Source organism: Paucisalibacillus algeriensis, from assembly GCF_000577245.1.
Taxonomy (GTDB): Bacteria; Bacillota; Bacilli; order Bacillales; family Amphibacillaceae; genus Ornithinibacillus.
Genome location: NZ_CBYO010000007.1, coordinates 116,964 through 140,840 on the forward strand (window position 1 = coordinate 116,964; position 23,877 = coordinate 140,840).

Sequence of the window (23,877 nt, forward strand, 5' to 3'; positions counted from 1 at the left end):
GAATCCCCTATTAATTATTCACTTAATGTAATTTCATCTACATAGTACAGTTCATCTAATCTTGGAGCGTAGTTAATTCGGTCATTTACGCCATAACGGCCTTCTAGTTGGAATAGATAAACAACAGCACGGTCTTCTGCTAGAATTTGTTGAACTTGCTTATATTGATCAGCTCGTTCTTCTTCATCCATATTATAAGCCGCTTCTTCAAGTAGTGCATCTACTTCCGGATTGGAGTAGCTTGTGACATTATCCGATTTGAATAGTTCTAATACACTACCATCAAACATGTCATTCCCCCATCCAACGAAGACTCCTTCATCGAGATCTTCACCAAAGAGACGATTCGCAAATTGACTTTGCTCGATAAGTTCGATATCTGCTGTTATTCCGACTTCAGCAAGCATTCCAACAACTACTTCCGCCATTTCCGTATAATAGTTGTTTACGGAAATTTCTACTGTAACACCATCTTCATAGCCGGCTTCAGCTAAAAGTTCTTTAGCACGTTCCGGATCATAAAGATAGGTATCATAAAGAGATTCATCTGCTCCAAAGTTACCTGGTGCAACATGGGTTCTAGTTGGTGTTGCGGAACCTAATAATATTTCATCGATAATTACTTGATTGTCAATGGCAAGCTCAATCGCTTCTCTTACTTTAGGATCAGCTGTTGGTTCTCCTTCTTCCGTGGAAAGCCATAATTGAATCACACGTTGTATTGGTGCAAGCGCAACATGTGTACCATCATTTTCATCAATACGTTCCATGTCTGCAGTTGGAATATTAAAGGCAATATCAATTCCACCAGTTAAAAGTTCAGATACGCGTGTAGAATCTTCTGGTACTACAGAGAAGTGAACCGTTTCCCACTTTGGTTCCCCTGCAAAGTAATCAGCAAACTTCACTAATTCCACTTGGTCATCACGTTCCCATGCACTATATTTATAAGGGCCTGTACCAACTGGATTTGCAAAAAACTCTTCTGCACCCACTTCTTCAAAATGTGCAGCAGGGAAAATACTTGCTGCTGGAGTTGCTAGGCGACTTAACAGCTGTGGATCTGGTTCTCCAGTAATAATTTGAACAGTTGTATCATCTAGTACATTAACACTTTCAATTTGTCTAAACGTCGAATTTTGTTGTAAGGTTGTATCCTTTGCCACACGTTCTAAGGAGAACTTTACATCCTCAGCAGTGAATGCGTCCCCGTTATGGAAGGTTACATCTGGATTAAGTTTAAATTCCCATGTTGTATCATCTACTTTTTCCCATTCCGTTGCTAATTCTGGAATGAATTCACCATTTTCATCACGTGCTACTAATCGATTATAAATATTAACAAGTACAGCAGATGTCGTAATAACATTATTATTATGTGGATCCAACGTAGTTATATCTGCCGGGTTAGCAATGGTTAAAAGCTCATAGCCATTTGTTTCGCCTTCCTTATCGGAAGTAGAATCAGGGTCTGAAAACCCACAGGCTGATATAATAATGGCAAAAATCATCAGGATACTAATAACTTTAATTTTCTTCATGAATATTTTCCTCCTTAGGATTGGATGATGATGCTTGTACTGGAGAATAACAAGCAGTTATGGATTATTCGTATATTGCATTCTAGTGCCGATTGTAAAAAGCATGGTTGCTTTCTCATTCTTCATTTCAACCACACTCTAGTCTTCCCTTACCATCCTATCTTTTCGATATTTAGGATGGCTTGGAGGAATGGCATCAATTAACTTCTTAGTATAAGTATGCTTTGGTGCATCGAATATTTCATCACTGCTTGCCATCTCCACAATCTTTCCTTTATACATAATTGCGATACGATCACTAATCTGCTTCACAGCTGGCAACCCATGAGCAATAAAAATAAACGCAATACCATAAGTCTTTTGGAGCTGTTTTAATAAATCTAATATCTGCGCCTGAATCGAAACGTCTAATGCGGACACTGCCTCATCACAGACAATAAGGTCGGGCTTTAAGCTAAGAGCACGTGCGATACTTAAGCGTTGTCTCTGTCCACCACTAAATTGGTGTGGATAGCGATTGAGATGCTGTTTGCCAAGTCCGACTTCTTCAAGTAGCTCTAATGCCTTATTATCCACTTCTTTTTTGGCTATCTTTTTGTGGATAATCAGGGCTTCCGTTACAATTTCTTTCGCAGTCATCCGCGGATTAAGGGATGAATAGGGATCCTGGAAAACCATCTGGACCTGCTTTTTGGTCTCTATCCGTTCTTTTCTCGATTCTTTGAATATATCATTTCCATGAAATAATATTTGTCCTTCATCCGGTTCGAGTAATTGCATGACTAGTTTTGCAACCGTTGATTTTCCAGAACCTGATTCGCCAACAATCCCCAGTATTTCGCCTTTATGAACATTAAAGCTTACACTGTCCACTGCTTTTACAACAGCTTTCTCCTGTTGATTTCGATGTTTTGCTACTGGAAAATGCTTTACCAAATCCTTGACTTCAAGTAGGACATCGTTAGTTGGCATGAGAATCACCTGCCTTTTTTTCAATCGTAGGCATTGCACGCATTAATTTCTTCGTATAGGCATGTTGTGGATGATCAAATAATTGAAAGACATCTGCTTCCTCCACAATTTTCCCCTGATACATCACAACAACCCGGTCAGCTATATCGGCTACTACGCTTAAGTCATGGGTAATAAAAATAACTCCCGTACCTCTTCGTTTATTTAAGTCTTTAATTAATGCTAATATCTGTGCTTGTGTTGTTACATCTAATGCGGTTGTCGGTTCATCTGCAATAAGTAATTTCGGTTCGCAGGCAAGTGCAATGGCAATCATGACGCGCTGTCGCATTCCGCCAGATAATTGATGGGGAAACCGATTGGCAACCCGCTCTGCATCAGGTATTTCTACTTGTTTCAGTAAATCGATCACTTTTTCTTGTACTTGCTTCTTACTTTTCGCCGGCTGGTGAATGTTGATGGCCTCCGCAATTTGACTCTTAATCCGTAACATTGGATTAAGAGAGGACATTGGTTCCTGGAAAATCATCGACATTTCTTTTCCACGCACCTGACGTCTTTCTTTTTTTGAAAGCTTTAACAAGTCAGTTCCTTGATAAAGAATCGCACCGCCGGTAACATGTCCACCATTTTTCAACAATCCCATGATAGATAGAGAGGTGATACTTTTCCCACTGCCTGATTCACCAACAATAGCTACAATCTCACCTTCATTCACGTGAAAAGAGATGTCATCAACAACGGTTATATTGTTCTTACCCCTCGTTTCAAATTCCGTTACCAAATGATTTACTGATAATAGAGGGCCTGTATGATTTTTACTCATCAGCGTCTCCTCCTTTTTTCAATTTAGGGTCTAGAATGTCTCGTAGCCAATCCCCTAAAAATGTTATCGCGAGTACCGTGATAGTGATAGCTAGGCCAGGGAATGTTGCAATCCACCAGCTTGTTGCGATATAGTTTCTACCATCATTCAACATTCCACCCCATGTGATATCAGGAGGCTGAATCCCTAGTCCTAAGAAACTTAAGGAGGATTCTGTCATGATTGCCGTTGCTATCCCAATTGTTGATACAACAATAAAGGAAGATAGAACGTTTGGTAGGATATGTTTTCTAATAATATAGCCTTTCGATGCTCCCAATGTTGTAGCCGATTGGACAAATTCTCTTTCCTTCACACTCAAAACTTCTCCTCTAACCAGTCTTGTATACTGGGCCCAACTGGTTAGTCCGATTACTAAAATTAGGGTGACTATTCCTGGTTCAAATACAACGATTGCCACTAGTACAAGGAGTAGTGTTGGGATTGCAAGCATAGCATCTACAAAACGCATGATGAATTGGTCAATCCAAGTTCCACCAAAATAACCAGAAATAAGTCCTAAGAAAAGACCAATAACACCTGCAATTAACACAGAAAGGAATCCAACCAATAGGGATACTCGTCCACCGTAAATTAATCGACTTAAAATATCTCTACCAAGATGGTCAGTTCCAAGGATATGATTCATCGAGCCATCCACCACCCAAAATGGCGGAATGAGACGATTGGTCGCATCAATTTTAAAGGGATCATGCGGTACAATCCATGGTGCCAGTATAGCAAGTATGATAATCACACTAACCGTTATCAAACCAATAAGGCCAAGTGGTGAAGAGTTTTGAATGATACCGGAGCGAACCGTTCGGAATGATTGTAAGATTTTATTTTGGACCAACGTTATACGCCCCTCTTCGTAATGTTTTCTTAGTTATACTTAATACGTGGATCTAGTACTCGATAAACTAAGTCAGTTAGTAAGTTGACAACTATCGTGAATATAGCAATCACAAATACAATCGTTTGAATAATTGCCATATCACTAGTTTCGATTGCCGTTAGAAGCAATCTCCCAATTCCTGGCCAAGCAAATACAGTCTCGACAACAATTGCTCCACCAATTAATTGCGGAAATTGTAATCCCACAATCGTCACAACTGGAATTAATGAATTAAGAAACACATGTTTTGAGATAACAATGGACTCCTTTTGCCCTTTGCTTCTTGCGGTTTGGACATATTCTTCTTCGATTACCTCTAGTACACTTGCTCGAACAAGCCTTGTCATTTCTGCAGCTAGAGCCACCCCTAGCGTGAATGCCGGTAAAACAAAATGTGCCGGCGTATCCGCACCAGAAACAGGGAAAATCTGAATTTGTACGGCAAGGAATAAAATAAGCATAATTCCAATCCAAAAGTTTGGCATCGCCTTACCTACTATCGAAATTCCTGATACTAGGAAATCCACAAATGTATTACGTTTTAATGCAGCAAGGATACCAAGTGGAATCGATATTATAATAGCAATCAGCATAGCCATTAAGGATAGTGTAAGCGTTGCTGGTAATCGCTCGAGTACCAGTTCTAATGCAGGCCGCTGATATTGATAAGAAGTCCCAAAGTCTCCAGTAACCATACTCCTGAGATACTGAAAATATTGAACGTAAAAGGGCTCATTTAATCCTAATGATTCCGCTAGTATTTCACGATCTTCAGATGTCGCATTTTCCGGTAGCATGGAAGAAACCGGGTCCCCAGCTACATATACAAGCGCAAAAATGATGACTGTTAATAGTAGTAAGCTAGGTATAACCTGTAGTAGTGAACGCTTTAAATAGCTCAATCGGGCACCTCTTTCCTTAAAAAAACTCACAATTGCTCTAGATTAAGCGAATATGTTAGTTTATGTTGGCTGAAAATTTTTATACTTTCACGTCTACTAAAATAAACCTATAAAAAAAATGGTTGCTAACTATTGAGAAAATAGATTGGTATTTTCATAGAAAATCATATTAAATTCTTAAACCAATAATCCCAATATATTTACTAGGGATTAGAATGTCAAGTTGATTGTTTTAGCATTAATAATGAGAATATTGCCACAACAGGGGGGGCGGTTTTGCCGGGAATCAAGTTGGAACCAGATGACCACAACATCCTGTGGTGGTATCCAGTACTTGTAATACAAAAGATGTATAAGCTGGGCAGAAGAAATATATGAAACATATAATCTTTCTGTACTTATTATTATTTCAGAAGCAGAGGGAAGTTATGTCTTGGACTTAAGGGTAAAAAGTTAGAATTCTTACGAAGGCAAGGTTGCAAAAAACAGGGTCAATAACAGATTTCATACAAACGTACCCAATCAAAAATTAGCAACTGTCATCACAGATTTTAAATGTTCTGACGGACTAAAAATTAATTTAAATCCAATTAATGAATAAGCAACGATTTTTCCGTCGGCATTCTCAAACTTTAATTCTAAAGTTTTCATTTATGGACCTCCTTTCCCCAAAATTTCTATAAATCCTTACTGTACTAAACGGATATCAGAACTGTCCTTACGCTCAATATTAAATCATGAATCATACCAATCCAATTCATTGGTAGGTGATATTCCACCAAGTGTATCTACTAAATCGGACAAGCCTTCCAGTTTTAACTTATACATTTCTATACTTACTTAAACCTAAAGAAAAGCGGAACAGTTTCCTGTCCCGCTTCCCTACTACCGTTTAAATACTAGTTTACTAACTACAGGTAAATGGTCTGATGCCTCTGTCGATATTACTTCCTGATTAGTAGCCTTTACAGATGGTGAAGTTAGTATAAAATCAATTCGCTTAATTGGGTTTTCCACAGGGAAAGTATTCGCATGATCTAATCCTTCAAAGACATCAACGAAATTCCCTTCGTTTAATAGGAGTTGGAATTCTTCACTATGTGGTTCAGCATTCAAGTCACCAACAAGTACATTTGGCCCTTCAAAGGAAGACGAAATATCAATAACTTCTTGTACCTGTGAAATTCTCTCCTCTACACTTAATCCTAAATGCGTATTATAAAAATTCACATGTATTCCACGAACATTAATCTTTGCATGTAGTAATCCTCGTTGTTCATTTCCAAAGCTATCTAAATGTATATTTTCGGAATCAATGATTGGATATTTACTAAGAATCGCAGTTCCATATTGTCTATTTTCCTCTTGCCCTTCAGCTGGTGAGCGGTCTAAATTAGCTCCATAAACGTAATGGTAGCCTAGAATTTCAGCTAGTTCCTTTGCCTGATCTTGAAAATCGCTTCTTGAGCTCCAAAAACGATCTACTTCTTGGATTCCAATAATTTCTGCACCTGCATCTGTAATTACTTTAGCGGTTCTTTTCAAATCAAGCACACCATCAAGACCTACACCATGATAAATATTAAAGGACATAACGTTTACATCTACTTCTTTTCCATACCCTTGTGCAGAAACATTACCTGTAACAGAAAATACCATGACTATACTTAAAAACAATCCAAGTAACTTTTTCTTCAATTAGCTTCCTCTCCTTTTTGTTTGAATAAATACAAAATCTACTAAAACGATTCCTCAATTTCACCCCCTTTTCAACCAAGGTGATATGTGAGCGCTTTCTTGATGTAGTATGTTCGGGTCCCAACCTTTAGGAAAGGAACCTTACTTTATGTAAACCTTTGTTAAACGACTAAAAATAGTCTGCAAAACATAGCGAATATCGAGGCACTACCTATATAATTTGAACCTTAATATAAGTTCTGTCATCAAATGATAGATTCTCTTTAGCTATACCTTTGGTTGATCTATTTTCATGAATACAAAGTGGATCATTTTTTAAAATACGAGTCAGTTCTTCCTCGGATGCTTCAAGACTATCCAGAATTGTAGGATAACCATCTGAAGCTAATGATAGAAATTCTAGACCCTCTGGTAAATCTATTGTCTTAATTAATTCTGATGGTATCGGAAACCCATTCACTACAGCATAACTTAAATCACATTTCGGAGTTGTATTTTGAAAGTTGTACTGCTTTTTAATAAGAGGCCTAATTAGTTGGAACCCAGTATCCTCACCGTCTAACAATTCCTCTACTGTTTTCCCGTTTAGTAACTCTCCCTGCAAAATAATACTACGAACCTCACTAAAAACTTCATCAATATGTTTTATATTTTGATAGAGTTTATTTCCATAATAAAGTTGGCAATCTCCAACCATCCAAACTTTATGATGATATTTACTATAGATAATCATCGAAGCACTTGGACGAAGGTAAGGATATTCAAGTACTTCCTCTTCCAATTTCAATGCCTCATACAATGCTTTATATTCTTTGTTAATAACTGTAACGATTTCATTAATTGTCTCTTTCCCATCTAATGTTGACATCGCTTCTCGAATCAATTCCGCTGCTAATCTCCCCTGTGTCTTTCCGTTGTATAAACGATCAGATACACTAGTTGCCCCGTCTATTACAGCAGCAAAGTGTTCATTACAGAAATACGCATCCTCACACAAGTCCATATTGCCACTTTTCGATTGAGTAAATTCCTCAACAAGCTTCATCCTATTCACCCCCTAATCAAAATAAGCACTATTCGTATCGCTAAAAGCCACACTCATCGCCATATCTAACTGTTCCGCAGACATTCTTTCCAGTGACAATGGAGGTAATGAAGAATAGGAAAAAAATTGAACATCCTCTGTTTCCTTACTGCCACGAAGTTCCCCAGAATCTCCCTCCACCATTTCGCATAAAAAGTAAGCATTATAGATATGTTGCATGGTGATAGACGGCCTTTTCTTAGTCTGATCATACAATGCTAGTAGTCGAACTGCTTTAGTTTTTAAGCCCGTTTCTTCATAGATTTCTTTTTCTATGTTTTCACTAGCAGTTAAACCTATATCACACCATCCACCTGGTAGACACCATAACCCATCAGCAGCTTCCTTAACCATCAGAAGCTTGTCATTATGTATAACTAATCCCCTTACAGCAACCTTTGGAGTGTGATAACCTTGTTCAATAGGTAATAATTGATTAATCGTTACCTTTTCTTGTCCAGAAATATAGGACAACATTTCTACAGCTAAATCATTCAACTTTAGATATCTTTCTTGATCAAATTGATCTTTACCATACGCTAGCCCTGTTTGGGACAAGCTTTTAATTTCTCTTGCCCAGTATTTTATTCTTTCGGCAGTATCCATGAAATTCTCCTTTATTCAGCGCTCTCCTCAATTTCTTGAGCCTTTTCTTTTATTCTATTCCAAATGTCTCTTCTTCCGTTAGAAACACCTTGTCCACGAAAATTATTATTTTCCCGAACAAGATTGCTCAAATATTTAGCCATTGGTAATTGATTTATAAAGGAAACATTGTTCATTGATGTTTTCATTGCTGGGATCCAACCCGTATTTTGTAAAATTTCTAGTTGAACATCATCATGAGCTAGAAATTCATAAAATCGTTTAATCTTTTCCTCATTCCCAAAAGCAACCAAGCCATTTCCGGATACAAGCAATGGTTGCCCATTTTCAAACAAAGGCAACACTTCAAACTCAAATGTATTACCAATAAGTTCTTGAATCGTTTGTAATTTACTTGTGGTAGTGATAAGTACGCCAATCTCCATATTTGAAAATCGTGTAATGGCCATATGCTCATCAAGCGGTGGAACTAACCCATACTTTTTTACCAAGTCAGTCCAATATACTTCAAAGGAAGTTACGGAATCCATTCTTGTTTGTTGATAGGCATCCCAATAGTACGGAATTTCTTTATCAAAATGGAATAACCAAAATGGCCTTACCTTATTGTTATTGTTTATTCTCTCTTGTATGGATTGGTATGTTTCTAAGGAATCATTAGAGTCAAAAGGTGAAAGAAATTGTTTCTCTGAAAAATGATGATTTAAAACAGTTCGATTAATAATTATGATTGGGAGATTAACTCCTAAAGGATACCCATACAGTTCATCCTTATATTGAAAGTTTTCTAATGTGGCTCCATGAAAAGAAGTAAATAGTTCTTGGCCAATGTCCTCATTTGATTTAGGTTTTTCAATATTCACCACTTCATCTAACCCATAACTTGAATGAACTTCAATAATATCAGGAAGATTACCCTCTACATTGGAGAGTAGTAATTCATCTATTAATGTTTCCCAATTGTTAAATTGTTTGATATGTACCTTAATCCTAGATGCTTCTTCAAACCCATCAATAGATGATATTAATCCGGGAGTAGTAATCCATATCGTCATAGTATCCTCATATTCATCCTCTTTGTTCAATACAAAGTCTTGGTTGATTAAATTCACAATATATATTACAGATAAAATGACAATACCAATAGATAAAAAGAAAAGAACTTTAAGTTTCATGGTTCACAACTCCCGGGGTAAGATATTAATGATGACTCAAAATACTAGATTCAATAATCTTTAGTACGTTTTGAATGATCTCTTCTATCTTATCATCTGCCGGGGATTCAACCATAATTCTCAGTACTGGCTCTGTTCCCGAAAAGCGAACAAGACACCACGTATCATCAGCCCACTCCCATTTCACACCATCATAGGTTTTATATTCCAAGAGATCACCTTGACGGATTTCTTCAGCAGGAGTATGGGAAATAACTGATTTAAGATACTCCTTATACTCCGCTTCATAACTATAATTGTATTCCTTGAAATATCGCTTACCAAACTTTCCATTTATTTCCTGACGAATTTCACTTAATGGCTTCTTGGTGTGGGCAAGCATCTCCAGAAGAATTCCTGCTGAAAGTATCGCATCCTTTTCCAAAAGATGTCCTTTAATCGTTATACCTCCGGAACTCTCCCCTCCTATAATCGCATTAGACTGAAGCATTCCTTCTGCAATATGCTTAAATCCAACCGGTTTTTCAATACATTCAAATCCATAATGCTCTGCAATATCATCTAGTAGATGTGTAGTTGAAATGTTTCGTACCACATTTCCCTTTATTCCTTTATACTCTATAAGATAATAATACAAGAGAGTTAATATCTCATTAGCATCAACATAGCAACCTTTCTCATCAATAATAGCAATCCGGTCTCCATCACCATCCGTTGCAATACCAATATCATATTGGCCTTCTTTCATCATCCCAGTTAACCTCCATAATGATGACTCGGTTGGAGCTGGTACTCGTCCCCCAAATAAAGGATCTGCTTTGTCATGAATGATTTTGACCTTTGTTCTAGAATCTACCAATAACGTTAGCAAGGAATTAACTCCGGTACCGAACATTGGATCATATAATACACTGATGTTAGCTTGTTTAATTAACTCCATGTTGATTTGTGATTCTATAAAAGTAATGAATTCATTCGTGTAATTTTTTCTAAGGACTAGATTATTCTCCAAGGCACGGTTATAATTCACTCGTTTTACTTCATCAATTTGAATCACATTGATTGCTCTTTCCAACTCAGATGTAATATCTTCCGTTGCCGGTAAGCCACCTTCACGAACATACTTTATGCCATTATAAATATATGGATTATGACTTGCTGTAAAGGTTAAACCTGCTGCAGCGTTTTCTTCAATAGTGACAAAGTTTACTAATGGTGTTGGGACGGATGGTGTAAGTAAAATAACTCGGATGTTGTTAGCTGCGAACACTTCCGCTGATGCTTTAGCAAACTCCTCTGCCATAAAGCGATTGTCATAACCAATTACAATACTCCTCTGTGACTGCTTACGATTTTGCAAAACCTGATTAGCAATTCCTTGAGAAAACTTTCTTACATTATCAAAAGTAAAATTCTCACCGATAACATCACGCCATCCACCTGTTCCAAACCGTATCATGTAACTCCTCCTATTTTAATTTAATAATTGCTTAATTCCATTTCTTTCAAGAATCACTTTCAAAATGATGTTTAGAGCAGCTCTATTAATTATTTCTACCTCGATTTACGTTCCAAATGATGGTTATAACTACCCTATTAATCATTTCCTACCCTTTTAATCTTTTTCCCTCTACATTTAACCTCAAATTACCATTATAAAAATTATGGCCCGAATTCAATTCGGGCCTTACTGGCTAAGGACCGGATTAAACTGAAATCTCCTTCTTACCAGAAATAATTGTAATAATAATCAATGAAATAATCGTGGCTAACGACAGCATGGATGCTAACGCCGCTGCTGTTCCGAAGTTTGATGTAAAAACTTCACTATAGATTGAAACAGTAATCGTTGCAGTAGCCCCATAATACAACACGATGGTTGAACTTAATTCGTTAATGGTTGTTACCCAACTTAAAATTGCACCAGATAACACTCCCGGTATCATCAAAATAGCTGTTGTCTTAAAGAACGTTTTCATAGGGGGAACACCTAAACTAATAGATGCTTCCTCAACACTCTTATCAATCTGATGCAATATGGCAGTACTGGAGCGCATCGTGTATGGTAGTTTCCGCACGACGTATGCAATAACTAAAATTACCCATGTACCGGTTAGCACAATTGGTGGTTTGTTAAAGGCAATGATTAAACTTATACCTAGAACAGTACCTGGAATAACGTAAGGAATCATAATTAAGGCATCTAGGAAAGAGGTAATCTTAGATTTTTTTCTAACTACCACGTAAGAAAGTAGTAATCCAGCAATAACCATAATCACAATCGCTACACTCGCATACATAAATGTGTTTTGAATTGCTTTAGGAACTTTGTAAAGCACTTCTCGATAACTATCTAGACTAAATCCACCGACAAAAACAGGTCCATTCGTTTTCAAGAATGAAGTCGTGATTACTGTCGCCTGTGGAATAATCGATAATGTAACGACACCCATTACCATTAACGTTGCTAGAATTCGTTTAAGTGGACTTAGTTTAATAACTTTAGGTGGTCGTAATGAACTCATTGTATACGTTTTTCTATTTACGATATGGCGTTGGAATAGTAATACGGATGTAGTTACACCAAGTAAAATCATACTTAACGTACTAGCCATTGCTGGATTAGATCCCATTTCACTAATGAACTGGTCATATGCTAGAATTGGTAGCACTTTTTCCCCTTGACCAATTAGCATTGGTGTACCGAAGTCAGCAAAAGATGCCATAAATACCATCAATGCCCCCGTTGAAATCGTTGGGAAGATTAATGGCAATGTTACTTTGCGAATACGCTCAAAGCCAGATACCCCAAGACTAGCAGATGCTTCTTCAAGAGATACATCGATAGTTTTCAGTGCACCGGATACGTATAAGTAAATATGCGGATAGAACTGTAATGTAAATACCCAGATCATTCCGTGTAATCCATAAATAGATGGAATTTTAATTCCAAAGTCAGCCAAAAAGTTTGTAATAAAACCGTTATTTCCAAGCATTAAAATCCAGGAATAAGCCCCAATAAAAGGTGGTGACAATAGTGTTAAGATAATTAAAATATGGAATACACCTTTGAACGGGATATTAAATCGTGACATTGCATAAGCAACTGGAATACCTAATAAACAGGCAAAGAAGGTTGCAGATATCGATACAATAAAACTATTAAATAATGCAGAATAATAGTATTTATAGCTAAAAAATTCCTTGTAGTTCTCTAATGATACTTTTCCGTCTTGCCAAAAACTATTAATAAATATATTAAATAGGGGGTAAATTAAGAAAAAACCAATTAGAATAAATGCCGCTATAGTAACGTAATTCCAGAAATCTAGACGAAGACTAAACGGTTTCCTTAAGGCTTGTGTTCTTGTGCTCATTTAGTACTTCCTCCCCACTCTCATTAAAAATAACCGCTTCTTCCGGATTAAGATCAACCTTGACTTTATCCCCCGCCTTCCTAAGCATGTTGTAACGAATAGAATGCTCATGTGCACTAATAAGAGTTCCAGAAGTAAACCTAATCTTGTACACAACAGACTCTCCAAGGAAGGTAGCATCAAGAATTTCCCCATCAACTAGAGTAGAACTCTCATCACTAGTTTCTTTGATATTAATTTGTTCTGGTCGAACCGAATACACTGCTTTTCCTTTTGCATTCTGCAACAGTCTTGTTTTTAGCGTTACACCCTCAACCGAAACAGTTGCATTTTTCTCAGAATCTACTACCTTTAAATCTGCATCTAGGAAGTTAGTTGTACCGATAAAATTCGCAACAAACTTATTAGAAGGGCTTAAATAAATCTCATGAGGTCTACCAATTTGTTGTACTTTCCCATCGCTCATTACAGCAATTCTGTCTGATACGGCTAGAGCTTCTTCCTGGTCATGAGTAACATAAATAGTTGTGATATTTAAGCTTTTTTGTAGACTTCTAATATCCTCACGCATCTTAATTCTTAATTTTGCATCAAGATTGGAAAGTGGTTCATCCATCAATAATACGCCTGGATGAATAACGATTGCCCGTGCTAGAGCAACACGTTGTTGCTGACCACCACTCAATTGAGAAGGTTGACGGTCTTTAAGATGGGAAAGCTCAACCATGTCTAATGCTTCTGTTACCCTTACTTTTATCTCTGTTTTATTAATCTTTCTTGCTTTCAAGCCATAAGCAACATTCTCGAACACGGTTAAATGAGGAAAGATAGCATAGTTTTGAAAAACCATTCCAATATTACGTTTATGTGCTGGAACATTGTTCATGTGTTTGTCACCGAAGTACAAATCACCTTCTTCTTGTTGATAGAATCCCGCAAGTGTACGAAGTAAAGTAGTTTTACCACATCCACTTGGCCCAAGTAAGGTGAAAAATTCTCCTTTTTGGATGTCAATATTTATATCGTCTATAGCTTTGTTTTCGCCAAAGTATTTGCTAATTTGTTGTATTTTAATATGATTTTCCAATTTAAGTGCCCCCTTCAAAGAAAGGGATCAAGTGAGTACATGATCCCTTAAAAGCTATCTACTATTCTTGCTCAACTAAAATTTGTTGGAACTGTTTCATAACATCATCTTTATTCTCCGCAGACCAACCAAAGTCATAATCAACTAATGGGATATCATCAGAACCTATTAATCCTTCCGGTGGATTTACATCATTACGTATAGCACGTCGACTGAAATCCTCTACAATCATTTCTTGGACATCTTTACTTACCAAGAAATCAATAAACTTTTTCGCGTTATCTGCATTTTTCGCATCTTTAATTAATGCAACACCATCCGGAACAGCGGAAGTTCCTTCTTCTGGATAATTGACATTTACGGAAGCCCCACCAGCGATATAACGGTAAGCAGCTTCTTCTAATGTGATACCAACTGGGAATTCACCGTCAGCAACACCTTTTGGCACAGCACTTGAGCTAGATAGAATGGTTCCATCTAAATTTGCAACAAAGTCTTCTACAAATCCCCAACCATCATTATCATCTTGATATGCAGTTAACATGGTTACTAATTGAGTATAAGCAGAACCTGATTTACTTGGATCAACATAAGCAATTTTTCCAGTCCACTGCTCATCTAATAAATCTTTCCAACTTTTTGGTGCATCAGCATCAGCAACCATTTCTTGGTTATACATGATAACCATTGGTAGCGCTGAGAAACCAGTCCAGATATTAGTAGGACTCTTAAATTCAGCTGGGATTACTTCATCTTCAGCAGTTTTATACGCTTCAAAGCTGTCACCAAAAGCTTCTAGTGATTCGGCACCCCCACCCCAGAATACGTCTCCTCCTGGGTTACCTTCCTCAGCTGTTACACGGTTTAATAATTCACCTGTACCACCTGTAACAACATCCACTTTAATTCCTGTTCTATCTTGGAACTCTTTTACAATTGGATTAATAATTTCATTTTGGTGAGGTGAATACACGGTTAATGAATTTGAATCTTCGCTAGTTTCTTTATCATCAGAACCACATGCAGTAATGACGATGAGAAGCATAGCAGCGACTAGAAAAGTCAGTAATTTCTTCATCTTGTAAATCCCCCTAATATTTGATTTATGGTACAATATTGATAATAGCAAACCTTTGAAAGCGGATACAATCATATTTTTTTCATAAAATGTATAACTTTTTTCTTGATTGCGGGTGGGGTAATGATAGGGAAGCTTCATAGTCTAAATTTACGCAGCAAACTAATTATCATTATTATCATTACTTCTCTCATCCCATTATTACTACTGGGCTTTTTTACGTTTAATTATCTCTCAGAACTACTTCAGGAAGAAGTTAGTGAAAATGAATTAGAACGATTAACATCGATTAACAATCAAGTTTCCTACTTTTTAAAGGACATTGAGCAAATGACGCTTTTCTTTTACAAAAATGATACAATCCAAGAAATCCTAATGAAAGATAGTAATCGTAGTTTAAAAGAACAATACGAGGACTATGAATATGTGAATGATGTCTTTGATACTGTCATGGGGGTTAAGGATTGGGATGTTAATATTTATGTTATTGGTTTGAACGGAGATCGGTATTTTTCAAATGACTATCTCCCTAACCGATATAATTCCATCCGGGAGTCATGGGGGGTCTTCAGAAAAGCACAAAATGCTCGAGGTTCATTAGTTTGGGATACGAACTATTCTGTTAATCGAGTAGATAATCAAGAAATCGTACTTACAGCAGGTAGAATTCTAGTAGATTCTACAACAAACGAAAAAATCGGTTACTTAATGGTCGATGTCTATGAATCTGCTTTTTCGGATATCTATGAAAAAAATAACTTTTCTAATGGAGAAAACTTTCTTCTTCTTGATCATCAAGGTTACATCATTTCGAGTCAACCTGATAAAACTGACGTTGGAACAAGACTTGAGACAGATTATTATAATCGTATCGTGAACGGTGAAAAAGGATTCTTTAAATTCAATTGGCATGAAACCGATTCAATTTTAACCTATCAGACAGATGAAAGTACGAACTTCAAAACGATTAGTATTATTCCAATGGATATCATCCAACAAAAAAACTACCTTGTTCGTAACCTAACCTTAAACTTTGCATTAATTGGAATTATTTTTTCGATATGGCTAGCTTATTATTTGTCAAAAACAATAACAAAACCACTTTATAAGTTGATTTACTTAATGAAGGAAGTTGAAAAAGGTAATTTCGATGTTCGATTTTATACTAAATACAATGATGATATTGGAATCTTTGGCAAGCGCTTTAACCGAATGCTAGAAAGGCTAAAAATATCAATACAAGAAAACTATGAAAAACAGGTTCGTATGAAGGATTCTGAACTGAAAGCATTACGTGCCCAAATAAATCCACATTTCCTGTATAACACACTGGAAACCGTCAATTGGCTTGCGAGACTTGAAGGTGTTCATGATATTAGTAAAATTGTCGTCTCCCTTAGTGAAATTATGAAGTACTCTGTACGGAAAGGCGAGGATTTGGTAACGATTGAGCAGGACGTTAACCAGTTGAAAAACTATTTAACAATCCAAGAATTCCGCTATCGGGATAAATTCGATGTCCATCTTACGGTTGAAGAATCTGTATTACATCAAAAAATTCCAGCCTTGTTGCTACAGCCAATCGTCGAAAATGCGATCGTGCATGGATTGGAAAATAAAGTATCAAAGGGACAAATTGATATTACGATTAGTAAAGTTCAAGAATATATTCAAATTATCGTTCAAGATGATGGGATTGGAATGGATGAAAAAACATTCGCTCAGGTTAACCGAGAAATAAAGGAAGGACTAGAATTTGAGGATTTAGGCATCGGTATTGAAAATGTACGTAAACGATTGTATTTGAGCTACGGAGATCAATTTCAGTGGACACTCACTTCTGAAGAAAAAGTAGGTACAAGAGTGGAAATATTAATACCGTATAAGGAAGGGTAAAAACATGTTTTCCATATTAATTGTTGATGATGAATGGACCATTCGAGAAGGCTTACAAAGAACAGTACCTTGGGGGGATTGGGGTATTGATGTTATTGGGGCAGCGACGAATGGTTACGAGGCCTTGGAAATACTGGTCAATTCCCATGTTGATATATTGCTAACCGACATACGAATGCCCGCAATGAATGGATTAGAATTAATAGATAGATGTCGCACACTATTTCCTGGACTTAAAATGGTCCTTTTAACGGGACATGATGAATTTGAGTATGCACAAAAGGCAATCAAACTTGGGGCTGATGACTTTTTACTAAAACCAACCAATATAAATGAGTTAAAAGCGACTATGCTTTCTATTACAAGTGAATTACGGTCCGAACAGCAGGAAAAAGATGCACTTATAACCTTACTAATTAAAGATATTATCGAGCATAATTCGGTGGAAACTATTACAAAATTAAAAGCTCAAGAAGGTATCCATTCGAGATTCGGATTCATCATGATTCGCTATAAAAATGAAAAGCCTTATCAGTTAATGATAGACCATGTACACTTAATTGAAGATAAGGTTGGTCAGCAGGTCTATTTTTGTCACTCCATTCCTAGTGAGGAACATTGGGATGAAATGATTAAAATGGTGAAGGATAATTTTGAAGGTAAGGATTGCAAGCTTACCCTTCATGTAAGCTTACTTACCGATGAATTAGAACAGCTTGTTAATAGTTTTAAACAAGCTAGATCCGCTTCCGACACCTATTATGATGGAAAGAACATTACCATTTATAAGTATCATGACGAAAAGTATACCATGCGTTTTGAAGAAGTTATCCGCTATATTCATCGCCATTATCAAGAAGCAATCAGTCAATCTGTACTGGCGGAAAAGCTAAATATGAGCAATAGTTATTTCAGTAAATTATTCAAGCAGCACACAAACATGAATTTTGTTGATTATATTACATCAAAACGAATCGAAGAAGCAAAACAACTACTTCATTCCACAACACTAAAAACATATGAAATCGCACATGAAGTTGGATATACAGAATCAAGGTACTTTAGTCAACTATTCAAGAAATTTACGGGCCAGACTCCTGTTCAGTATCGTGAACAGTCTCAAACTAATGAAGATAATTAGAGCTCCTTTAAAGAAAAGGAGCTCCTATTATGGACAAATCGTTCTCAAACTAATGTAGTAATTATAGAGGCATTTGAGATGGTTGCTTGGCGTGCGACTGGTACAGAAAGTCGCTCATATTAGCTAATTGTCACCCGTAAGTTACAGGTATTCACCCGGTGTGGTTGGATCCTCATGGGGGACTAATAATGTCGAGCTGCATTTTAAGGTTACCGCATGGCAATAGACACATTCCAGCATATTCATATGACCATCGCTCTACTCTAATTTCTCATGTGAAATCTTCAGAGTTCAGCGCAACTTCCCCTAGCCTCGTGCAAGTTAGCACACCACACATTTAACGCCAGATGGACTATCCCTTTAATTCTACAAAACTTAGTCAGTATATGCCTCATTAATCATCCCTCAAAAATATCCGCAACAATTCGCTCCGTTGCTTTTCCATCCTGATAATCAAAGAAACGGTTAGCAAATTGCTTTTTGTCATACTGATCATAGGATTCATCCCCCAATATTGTTTTGATTAAGGATTCTGTATCGACTACCATTGGGCCTGGTATCATTTCTTCATAATCATAATAAAAATCACGATCCTGTTTATAATCTTTTAGGTCATAGGGATAAAATATGATTGGACGATCCAGCAAGCTAAAGTCAAAAAATACAGTCGAATAATCTGTAATTAAAATATCTGTTAGAACTAATAACTCCTGTATCGTAAACGCATTATCAAGATGATAAACGAAACCATCCGCTTCAATCTTCCTATCTGTCCTCATGTATGGATGCAAGTGAACAAGTAAGGCATGATTATCCTGCAGTCTACTTCTCATATCCCATGTATCAAATGGTATTTGAAATGCTTCTTGATAATGACTCTTCCCTCTAAAAGTTGGAGCATAAAGAATTATCTTTTTTTCTTTTAGCAATGGATATTTCTTATAAAATTTTCTGGTTGTTTTATCTTTCCATTCTTGTTTATAAAAAAAATCAGTCCTAGGGACACCTAATGGCTTTATCTGATCATGTGCCATACCAAATGCCTCTGCAAAATACGGGATTACCTCCTTAGAACTAACATAGGTCTTTGAATAGTTTCCATGAATGTTAACCTGTTTGAGATAAGTAGTACTCGGCCCAAACGATTTCCCGACAGTACTTAAACCAAACTTTTTAAACGCACCAGAGCTATGCCATAATTGAATGATGTCCATATCTTTCCTTGGTTTTATCACATATATTGGAAAATAATAATCGTCTATAATAAAATACCGTGATGTTGCTAAATGGAAGCATGCCTTTACCATATGAATCAAATAGTTGATTTTTCCGAAGCCTGAGGAATCAAATTTTTTTAATAAATATACAATCTTATAAGAGGAATAGTTCTTTTTTATTTCTTCACTTACGTAGAACAAGTTATCTCTTAAATGATTAGAACGATAGGAAGCAAACGTTATTTTCTTCCTATTCACTTTGAACAAAAAGGAAAAAAAACCATGCAAGCCTCGTAAGAAGTATTTTACTAGAATAGTAGGCATAAGTCGTAATTGCTTCATCATTTACTTCCCTTAATCGTTGTTGTTTGAAGAAATTTATTATAGATAAAATCTATTTGTTTTTGTAAAACCTCCTGTTGATTTTCCTTAGAGTAGAAAATATCAAGCACTCGTTTTCTATCTTCTTTAAACTTTTCCGGGTCTTCTATTGCACTTTCCAATTCATACAGAAAAGTGGTAAAGTCATTAGCCTTTGGTCCAGGAGTTACATCAAAGTAATTAAAATACATTTCATTGGACTGTTTTAAATACTTATCTAAATCATAGCTATAAAACAGTACTGGACGATTCAACAATAAATAATCTGTGTAGCAGCTTGAATAGTCCGTTACAAGAATATCGGTGTACTTCAATAAAAGCTGAGGATCGTAGGAAGAATTACTTATATCTATAATATTTTCATAGATGGTTGGCACTTGCCCGCTACTAAACATATGACGCTTAACCAAAAATTTATATCCCAACCTTGTACATAGCTCATTTAATCTCTGGAAATCTATTACTAGATTAATATCTGTTTCAAGCTTACCAAACTTACGGTGGGTCGGCATATATAAAATTACCTTTTCATTTTGCATCCATTCTGGAATGCCAGCATCCTCTTCTGTTGTTTTGAAGAAAACATCATTCCGCACTTGGCCAAGTTCGATCACGTTTTCTTTCGGAACAAGAAAGGTTTCAGGATAATAGGATGACACACGTGGACTCGTTGAAATAACGTAATTCTCTTTCGTTAAATTTAGATTTACTACAAATTTACCAAAGAATCGTTTGATCTTACTTTTTTCATGTAAAATCTTATAGGAGAAAGTACTTTTATTAGCCCCCCATACCTTTTTCAACCCTACTCCATGCCATGTATTATAAGAAATTGCACCGCCTAGTAATGCCTTCTCAAAATCGTCGTTAATAGAATGGGAATGAATGATTAATTTAGCACGTAACTGATAATAAATGCCTTTTAAACTATGATGTTTGTACACTTCATATCCAAGACTAGTCATTTGATTCACAACTTCATTTGACTTAGTAATCCAGACACATCTAATATGGGGGTTCTGATTCATCTCCATAAATAGATATTTCGTATTCCCACGGAAGCCGCGCCCACTTTCACCACCAAATACGACTAGATTTGTCTTCCGAGGTATTAACTTTGAAAGGAAACGTATGAAAACTACAATTGTTCTCTTTCCTATTAATCTGCATTTCTTTAAAAACTTTATATTTATAGATAGGAAGATTAATACAAGTAATAATACTTGAAGGTATTCCATTTGAATCGCACTCATAAAACTATCGCCTCAATTAAGTTGTTTGTTTAATCTGTAGTTCTTTCTTATTACTAACTTGCTTCCGAACAACAATGTTTTGACCATCTAAACAAATCCCGTTGTCTGATAATAATTGATTGACAACCTCTCCTACATGCTCGGGTTGCATAATCGTGGATGGATCCTCATCCGGTGCTAAAACTTTACGAAGTTCCGTTGCACAACGTCCAGGAGAAATGCAATATACAAGGATGCCATATTCGGATAGCTCCTCCGATAAGGTCTGAGAAATATTAATAAGTGCTGCTTTAGAAGAAGCGTATGCAAGCCAACCAGGTCTTGCAGAGCTACCAGCAGTAGAAGCAACATTTAATATCTTTCCACCGGTCTTTTTCATAAATTTAACGGATTCCTTTGTTATATTGAATAACGAATGTACATTAATCTTGTACGTTTTTTCCCAATCATCAATAGATGTTTCGAGTATTGACTTTGGATTGGCATAGCCTGCAACATTTATAAGCATATCAATGGTATTGTACCTGATTCCTACATCTTGAATTAATTGTTTAACTTCATGATAGTCCGTCAGATCTAGTGGGTAGTATTCAATATTCTTATTGGGGTTCATCATGTTGGAGGTTTCTTCTAATCCTTCTGCAGTCCTTGAAAGTAATACAAAGTTAGCTATGTCTTCCCTTTCGCTAAGAGCAATTGCAATAGCCCTTCCTATTCCTCGACTTGCACCAGTAACAATAACCGTCTTTGACATTAATATCCCTCCATTAAAATAGAATCTTTATAAATTGCCTCTGCAATTTTTCGATCAATTGGCTTGGTTATCTTGATGTTATATTCACTTCCCTTTAAAATCCTTATCTCCGAACTAAAGTAATGAAAATAAAGGCTAGCATCTTCAGTAAAATCTAGGATATCCTCCCTAGCACATTCATGGGCATACAATAATTTTTTTGTATTAAATTTATGGGGTAGCTGTACGTTCACTAATTTATTGCGTTCTAAATTTTCTTCAACAATTGTATTTCCTTTTAGAACGGTAAAAGGAATGTCTAGCCCATAGATTACACTTTCATTTTCCGCTTCAATTAATGCTTTAAATTCTTCCCGAGTAACAAATGGCCTTACAGCTTCATGAATAATGACCTGTTCAAAGGAGGTCTCTTTCAATCCCTTATAAACCGATTCCTGTCTCGAATCCCCCCCAACTATACAGCGAATAGGTGTTGAAAACCCATATTCATTAACGGTATCCATTGTTTTTTCTAGAAAATCATCAGGGCATGGGATAATGATTTCCTTTATTTCTTCAATGGTATCGATTTTTTCCAGTACATGTATAAATATTGGCTTTCCAGCAAGTAACAGAAATTGCTTTGGAATATTTAATTGCATTCGTTTTCCAATACCACCTGAAAGTAAAATAAAGCTGAACTGTGACATCTATGTAACCTCCAAAGTTAGGAATAGTGTGAATATTTAATTTCCATTATACAGATTTAACAAAAAATTTACAAAAATTTTACAAAATAATTTTTCGACAAATTTCTCCCTATCTATTTTTATAAAATTTATAATTTACTAATAACAGATGAAATAGTAAACTAGATTTAATATATAATAATGAGGGATTATTCCATGTTTCAAAAAAAACCAGAAAACGTAAAAACTAAGGACCCAATAAGTAAGAAAAAGAAAATATGGCTTACAATCCTGCTCTCACTTTCGTCTATCGTCTTTGCAATTACTATCTATGGGGTTTATTTGTATAGTAAGGCTGAGGCAGTTGTACAAGATTCTTATGAAGAAATTGAAAGAGGGACTTCGGAAAATAACGCCGCTTCAAATTTACGGGAAGAAGCCGTAAACCCGATAGAGGATAATGTGTCTATTTTAATTATTGGTGTCGATGATAGTGCAAAACGTGGCTTTGAGGAAAAAAGCCGCTCAGATGTCCTCATTCTTGCCACATTTAACAAGGAGCAAGGAAATGTTAAATTAGTTAGTATCCCCCGTGATACACATACATTTGTACCAGAGATAAACGCCTATACAAAAATAAACCATGCACACTTTCATGGTGGACCGAAAGCATCAATTGAAACAGTTGAAAATTTTTTAAATGTGCCAGTCGATTACTATATTCGTCTAAATTTCGAAGCATTTATTCAAGTAGTAGAAACATTAGATGGAGTTTACTATGATGTGCCATTTGAATTGTATGAGATGGATTCAAAGGACCGAGCAAATGCTATTCATCTCAATGCTGGCTATCAAAAGCTAACTGGGGAAGAGGCACTTGCTTTAGCCAGAACGAGAAAATATGACAGTGATATTGAACGTGGACAACGCCAACAGGAATTAATTAAATCCATTGTTAAACGAACTGCCTCCATTTCATCCTTATTCAAATTGGGTGATCTTATAGAGGCGGTTGGGAATAATATGATAACCAACTTACAATTTGATGAAATGAGATCATTCCTATCCTATGGATTAAAACAGAACCTCGCTATTCAGTCGATCACTCTAGAAGGAAATGGAGGCTATATGGATGATGGGTTATGGTATTATCAAGTTCATGAAGATAGTAGATTAGCAGTCGAAAAAGAACTTAGGGAACATATGGATTTACCCATAGACACAGACCGTTATCCGAACGCTAGTATGGAACTGAATTCAAGTGGAAATTACTTGAAGGAGTGA

At 36.3% G+C, this 23,877-nt stretch carries 21 protein-coding genes; 3 read left to right on the plus strand and 18 right to left on the minus strand.

Annotated elements, in window-relative coordinates; genetic code table 11:
• Positions 1 to 14: 14 nt before the first annotated feature.
• From TY11_RS05210 to TY11_RS05270, 14 genes are all read right to left on the minus strand, one after another.
• The gene (locus TY11_RS05210) at positions 15 to 1,541 is read right to left on the minus strand and encodes an ABC transporter substrate-binding protein (RefSeq protein WP_042143638.1); all 1,527 of its coding nucleotides are present in this window, start codon (positions 1,539 to 1,541) and stop codon (positions 15 to 17) included.
• Positions 1,542 to 1,679: 138 nt separating this feature from the next.
• Positions 1,680 to 2,513, minus strand: a complete 834-nt coding sequence (locus TY11_RS19795) for an ABC transporter ATP-binding protein (protein WP_052345744.1) — start codon at positions 2,511 to 2,513, stop codon at positions 1,680 to 1,682.
• Complete coding sequence (locus TY11_RS05220) at positions 2,503 to 3,339, minus strand: ABC transporter ATP-binding protein (protein ID WP_052345745.1); 837 nt, start codon at positions 3,337 to 3,339, stop codon at positions 2,503 to 2,505. The genes TY11_RS19795 and TY11_RS05220 overlap by 11 nt, the downstream gene beginning before the upstream one ends.
• A complete protein-coding gene (locus TY11_RS05225) occupies positions 3,332 to 4,234 on the minus strand; it encodes an ABC transporter permease (RefSeq protein WP_231495782.1) in 903 nt (300 codons plus the stop codon). Before TY11_RS05225 ends, TY11_RS05220 begins: the two co-directional genes overlap by 8 nt.
• A gap of 29 nt (positions 4,235 to 4,263) precedes the next feature.
• Positions 4,264 to 5,178 (minus strand): ABC transporter permease, encoded by a 915-nt coding sequence (locus TY11_RS05230; protein WP_042143640.1) that lies wholly within the window; start codon positions 5,176 to 5,178, stop codon positions 4,264 to 4,266.
• Between the two features lie 522 nt (positions 5,179 to 5,700).
• Positions 5,701 to 5,829, minus strand: coding sequence for a hypothetical protein (locus tag TY11_RS20960; protein ID WP_255342652.1), 129 nt, complete (start codon positions 5,827 to 5,829; stop codon positions 5,701 to 5,703).
• 234 nt (positions 5,830 to 6,063) lie between these two features.
• Entirely contained in the window at positions 6,064 to 6,876 is an 813-nt protein-coding gene (locus TY11_RS05235) for an endonuclease/exonuclease/phosphatase family protein (protein WP_042143642.1), read from the minus strand.
• 211 nt (positions 6,877 to 7,087) lie between these two features.
• Positions 7,088 to 7,921, minus strand: a complete 834-nt coding sequence (locus tag TY11_RS05240; protein WP_042143643.1) for a hypothetical protein — start codon at positions 7,919 to 7,921, stop codon at positions 7,088 to 7,090.
• A gap of 12 nt (positions 7,922 to 7,933) precedes the next feature.
• On the minus strand, positions 7,934 to 8,566 hold the full coding sequence (locus TY11_RS05245; RefSeq protein WP_042143646.1) for an NUDIX hydrolase: 633 nt from the start codon (positions 8,564 to 8,566) through the stop codon (positions 7,934 to 7,936).
• Between the two features lie 11 nt (positions 8,567 to 8,577).
• Positions 8,578 to 9,741 (minus strand): extracellular solute-binding protein, encoded by a 1,164-nt coding sequence (locus TY11_RS05250; RefSeq protein ID WP_042143649.1) that lies wholly within the window; start codon positions 9,739 to 9,741, stop codon positions 8,578 to 8,580.
• 25 nt (positions 9,742 to 9,766) lie between these two features.
• Positions 9,767 to 11,200 carry a phosphoglucomutase/phosphomannomutase family protein gene (locus TY11_RS05255; RefSeq protein WP_042143651.1) on the minus strand — a complete coding sequence of 478 codons (1,434 nt, stop codon included), beginning with the start codon at positions 11,198 to 11,200 and terminating at the stop codon, positions 9,767 to 9,769.
• A 247-nt stretch (positions 11,201 to 11,447) separates the two neighbouring features.
• On the minus strand, positions 11,448 to 13,118 hold the full coding sequence (locus tag TY11_RS05260) for an ABC transporter permease (protein ID WP_042143652.1): 1,671 nt from the start codon (positions 13,116 to 13,118) through the stop codon (positions 11,448 to 11,450).
• On the minus strand, positions 13,081 to 14,205 hold the full coding sequence (locus TY11_RS05265; protein WP_042143654.1) for an ABC transporter ATP-binding protein: 1,125 nt from the start codon (positions 14,203 to 14,205) through the stop codon (positions 13,081 to 13,083). Before TY11_RS05265 ends, TY11_RS05260 begins: the two co-directional genes overlap by 38 nt.
• 61 nt (positions 14,206 to 14,266) lie before the next feature.
• A complete protein-coding gene (locus TY11_RS05270) occupies positions 14,267 to 15,283 on the minus strand; it encodes an ABC transporter substrate-binding protein (RefSeq protein ID WP_042143656.1) in 1,017 nt (338 codons plus the stop codon).
• 123 nt (positions 15,284 to 15,406) lie between these two features.
• On the opposite strand from TY11_RS05270, the gene TY11_RS05275 reads away from it, so the two are divergent.
• A complete protein-coding gene (locus TY11_RS05275; RefSeq protein WP_042143659.1) occupies positions 15,407 to 17,179 on the plus strand; it encodes a cache domain-containing sensor histidine kinase in 1,773 nt (590 codons plus the stop codon).
• Positions 17,180 to 17,183: 4 nt separating this feature from the next.
• Complete coding sequence (locus TY11_RS05280) at positions 17,184 to 18,320, plus strand: response regulator transcription factor (RefSeq protein ID WP_042143660.1); 1,137 nt, start codon at positions 17,184 to 17,186, stop codon at positions 18,318 to 18,320.
• Positions 18,321 to 18,718: 398 nt separating this feature from the next.
• Here TY11_RS05280 and TY11_RS05285 read toward each other — a convergent pair whose 3' ends face one another.
• The 4 genes from TY11_RS05285 to TY11_RS05300 are packed head-to-tail and all read right to left on the minus strand — an operon-like array spanning position 18,719 to position 22,614.
• Complete coding sequence (locus TY11_RS05285; RefSeq protein WP_197025059.1) at positions 18,719 to 19,879, minus strand: CDP-glycerol glycerophosphotransferase family protein; 1,161 nt, start codon at positions 19,877 to 19,879, stop codon at positions 18,719 to 18,721.
• Complete coding sequence (locus tag TY11_RS05290; RefSeq protein ID WP_042143662.1) at positions 19,879 to 21,171, minus strand: CDP-glycerol glycerophosphotransferase family protein; 1,293 nt, start codon at positions 21,169 to 21,171, stop codon at positions 19,879 to 19,881. Before TY11_RS05290 ends, TY11_RS05285 begins: the two co-directional genes overlap by 1 nt.
• Before the next feature lie 16 nt (positions 21,172 to 21,187).
• Positions 21,188 to 21,925, minus strand: a complete 738-nt coding sequence (locus TY11_RS05295) for an SDR family oxidoreductase (RefSeq protein WP_042143664.1) — start codon at positions 21,923 to 21,925, stop codon at positions 21,188 to 21,190.
• Positions 21,925 to 22,614 (minus strand): IspD/TarI family cytidylyltransferase, encoded by a 690-nt coding sequence (locus tag TY11_RS05300; protein WP_042143665.1) that lies wholly within the window; start codon positions 22,612 to 22,614, stop codon positions 21,925 to 21,927. The genes TY11_RS05295 and TY11_RS05300 overlap by 1 nt, the downstream gene beginning before the upstream one ends.
• Before the next feature lie 195 nt (positions 22,615 to 22,809).
• Here TY11_RS05300 and TY11_RS05305 point away from each other — a divergent pair, with 195 nt between their 5' ends.
• Positions 22,810 to 23,877, plus strand: a complete 1,068-nt coding sequence (locus TY11_RS05305; protein WP_052345747.1) for an LCP family protein — start codon at positions 22,810 to 22,812, stop codon at positions 23,875 to 23,877.